The 3,561-nt window shown below is 40.5% G+C and carries 3 protein-coding genes; 2 read left to right on the top strand and 1 reads right to left on the bottom strand.

The annotated features are described in order from the left end of the window. Nucleotides 1–3: 3 nt before the first annotated feature. Nucleotides 4–1,629 (bottom strand): NADP-dependent glyceraldehyde-3-phosphate dehydrogenase, encoded by a 1,626-nt coding sequence (locus tag ACOVO2_RS14400; protein ID WP_421770650.1) that lies wholly within the window; start codon nucleotides 1,627–1,629, stop codon nucleotides 4–6. Nucleotides 1,630–1,845: 216 nt separating this feature from the next. Between ACOVO2_RS14400 and ACOVO2_RS14395 the strand changes: the two genes are divergently transcribed. Both ACOVO2_RS14395 and ACOVO2_RS14390 read left to right on the top strand, forming a co-directional pair. Next, nucleotides 1,846–2,685 (top strand): 1-acyl-sn-glycerol-3-phosphate acyltransferase, encoded by an 840-nt coding sequence (locus ACOVO2_RS14395; RefSeq protein ID WP_421770649.1) that lies wholly within the window; start codon nucleotides 1,846–1,848, stop codon nucleotides 2,683–2,685. Nucleotides 2,686–2,814: 129 nt separating this feature from the next. After that, the gene (locus ACOVO2_RS14390) at nucleotides 2,815–3,558 is read left to right on the top strand and encodes a 3'-5' exonuclease (protein WP_421770648.1); all 744 of its coding nucleotides are present in this window, start codon (nucleotides 2,815–2,817) and stop codon (nucleotides 3,556–3,558) included. The last annotated feature ends 3 nt before the right edge of the window (nucleotides 3,559–3,561 follow it).

Genomic DNA, 3,561 nt, shown 5'->3' with positions numbered 1-3,561 from the left:
TTTTTAGAAAACATATTTCGTAGAAAGGAAGTGCGAGCTATGCTCTTCGACAATCTCATTGAAAATTTTCTTATTGGCATCAGTATCTTTCGTAGCTACCACCGTACGAATCGAGAAAGCTCTGAGAGCATCTTCTACCGAAAGTGTGCCTTCGGCCGAATCTTTTCTTCCTGTAAATGGGAAAGTATCAGGCCCACGTTGACACTGAGCATTGATATTCACACGACTAACTTGATTGACGAGCGGGTCAATTAAATGAGCGATTTGGTCGGCATTTGTGCCAAAAATACTCACTTGCTGTCCGTGCGACGAATCAATGATATACTGAATCGGCTCTTCAACATCATCAAAAGGTACAATTGGTACAATCGGGCCAAACTGCTCTTCGCTGTAAACCTTCATTTTGCTATTGACAGGGTAAAGCACCGCAGGATATACAAATGAATTTACGGTCGTACCGCCACCTTCGTTCATGACTTCTGCTCCGTTGGCTTTTGCGTCGGCAATACACTCGGCCAAATACGCTGGTTTGTTTGGCTCAGGCAATGGCGTTAGGTTTACGCCCGCTTCCCACGGCATTCCGAATTTGAGTTTTTCGAGTTCTTCGGTAAATCTATTCAAGAATTTCTTCGCAATCGAGCGGTGTACCCAAATGATTTTGATGGCCGTACAACGTTGACCATTGAATGAAAGTGAACCTAAAATACACTCTTTCACAGCCAATTCTACATCGGCATTTTTCAAGATAATACCTGCATTTTTGGCATCAAGTCCCAAAACAGCTCTCAAACGATTGAGTTTTGGGTGCATTTTTTTCAAATCATTAGCTACTTTGCTCGACCCAATGAGCGTAAGTACATTGATTTTACCTGTTTGCATCAATGGCGGCACAACGTTTGCTCCACGCCCATAAATTGTGTTGACAACGCCTTTCGGGAAACATTCTTTAAAAGCTTCGAGCATCGGGTAATGCAAAAGCGTACCGTGTTTTGGTGGCTTGAAGAGAATCGTATTTCCCATCAAGATGGCAGGAATGAGCGTCGTGTAGGTTTCGTTGAGAGGGTAATTAAACGGCCCCATACATAGCACAACCCCAAATGGCGAACGACGAATTTGTCCGATAATTCCTTGCTCGATTTTAAAACGAGAAGAATTTCGGTCAATGTCTTTCAAACAATCAATCGTATCATAAATATATTCTACTGTTCGGTCGAATTCTTTGATAGAGTCGGCCAGCGATTTACCGATTTCATACATCAATAAACTCACGATTTCGGTTTTCTTTTCTAACATTTTCTTGATAAAATGCTCCATGCACGAAATTCGCTCGCTTACGCTCATAGTTGGCCACTCGCCTCGACCATTATCATAAGCTTTTAAAGCTGCTTCGAGGGCTTCCATCGCTTCTTTTTCTGAGGTAATCGGGTAGCTTCCGATGTGTACACTTTCAAATTTTTCGCCGTTTTTTACATAAATCGGAGAATAAACATCTTGCGTAGCACCCGCCCACTGACGCATTTCTCCACCTACCAAATACTCTTTTTGGTGAAGCGGTTGAATCTGAAATTGCTCGGGAATTTGACTAGCTTCGGGGAAGATAGCCGTGATTTTTTCTTGTAGATTTGTCATATTTTTGTTTAGAATCAAGCTGTTTTGTTGTAAAACACAAACGAAATTACAGTCCTTGCAAGTAAAACCAAACAGAATTTGGTTTTTTTGAAATATTCAGCAGAAAACTACAATTTATTGTCAAACAAGTGCCAAAATCAAAAATCTATTTGGTCGGATAGATTTTTATTCAGATTTTTGAATTACTAAAAACTTTCACCTAAACATCCTTGTCAATTGCTTTATTATATCTTACGTCCTTTTGTTACGTTTCTGTTGAAATTTTTTATCAAACGAATTAAAATAACGGGCCTCGAGAATATACCAAAATCGGGGGCGGTTATGTTGGCTTCTACGCACGCCAATTCGTTTTTTGATGCGGTTTTATTATGCTGTACGCTCGACCGCCGCATTTGGTCGTTGGCTCGCGGTGATGTTTTCAAGAAAAGTTTGGCCAAAAAAGCTCTTTCGAGCCTTTTTATGATGCCCGTGCATCGCCTTTCAGAGGGGAAAGAGCATTTGGGGGATAATGACGAGACTTTCAAGAAGTGTATCGAACTTTTCAAACAAGGCGAAATGGTGCTGATTTTCTCGGAAGGACTCTGCACTAACCAAACCAAACTTTTACCACTCAAAAAAGGAACGGGGCGTTTGGCTCAGAAAGCGTGGGGCGATGAAATTCCGTTGACAGTAATTCCAGTAGCTATTACTTACAATACTTTTACAACTTATGGAAAAGTAATAAACTTAAGTTTTGGTGAAGCAATCCAAAAGGCAGATTTGCCGAATCCTGCCGAAGATGGTGTTTTTTTACGCCGATTCAACGAGGTTTTGACCGAAAAACTCAACCAGATTTTAAGCTGGAATTTCCCGAAACTGTCGCCCGCACAAACACCGCTTTTCACGCTCGGATACATCACGCATTTTCCTGCAATTTGGTTGGCCACTTTTATATCAAAAAAACTCACGAGAGGAATCGTCTTTTTCGATTCCATCACGATTGGCCTAATGATTGTACTAATGCCTTTATATTGGTTGATTATGTTCTTTGTGGTGCGAACATTTTGTTCGCTGTAATATTCAGTCAGAAAACGTTATAACAGCGAACAGGATGCGGCCGAGCGTCGGCCGCCGTCGCTCGGTTCGCACCACATATATGTAACTTTTGCTAAAAAATGAAGTCTGAAATCCATCATTTAAACACCCATGATTATGATAGATGATGCTTTTGTCAAACACCTAAAAAATGTCTTATTCATTGACATCGAAACGGTTTCGCAAGTGCCTGATTTTGAGCTACTTGATGAGCGACTGCAAAAACTTTGGCTTAAAAAAGCGGTCTATCTAAACAACGAAGAAAACCTATCAGACGGAGATTTTTACTTGAAAAAAGCAGGAATCTATGCCGAATTTGGCAAGGTGCTTTGCATAGGTGTAGGAGGAATAATGTTTGATGAAGAAAATAAACCATCGCTTCGAGTAAAAATGATTGGTGGCGACGACGAACGAGAGGTTTTGCAAGCCTTCAAGAAAATCGTCGAAAAACATAAAGCAGGTAGTAATTTGATGCTTTGTGCTCACAACGGCAAAGAATTTGATTTTGCGTATTTGTGTCGCCGAATGTTGGTCAATGGAATCGGTTTGCCGAGGGTTTTGCAAATATCAGGTAAAAAACCGTGGGAAATAAATCATTTGGATACGCTCGACCTTTGGAAATTCGGTGATTATAAGCACTTTACGGGACTAGATTTGTTGGCGGCAATTTTCGATATTCCGAGTAGTAAGAGCGAAATCAGTGGCGACCAAGTGAATCATGTGTATCATGTTGAAAAAGATAGGGCAAAAATCGAACGATATTGTGCGGCTGATGTTGTAGTTTTAACGCAGCTATATATGAAAATGAATAATTGTGCGTTAATAGAAGAAGAAAATATTGAAGTACTTTTGTAGTTT

Source organism: Emticicia sp., assembly GCF_049241225.1.
Classification (GTDB): domain Bacteria; phylum Bacteroidota; class Bacteroidia; order Cytophagales; family Spirosomataceae; genus Emticicia.
The sequence above is the reverse complement of the archived record's forward strand: the minus strand, read 5'-3'. Positions and strand labels throughout refer to the sequence as shown.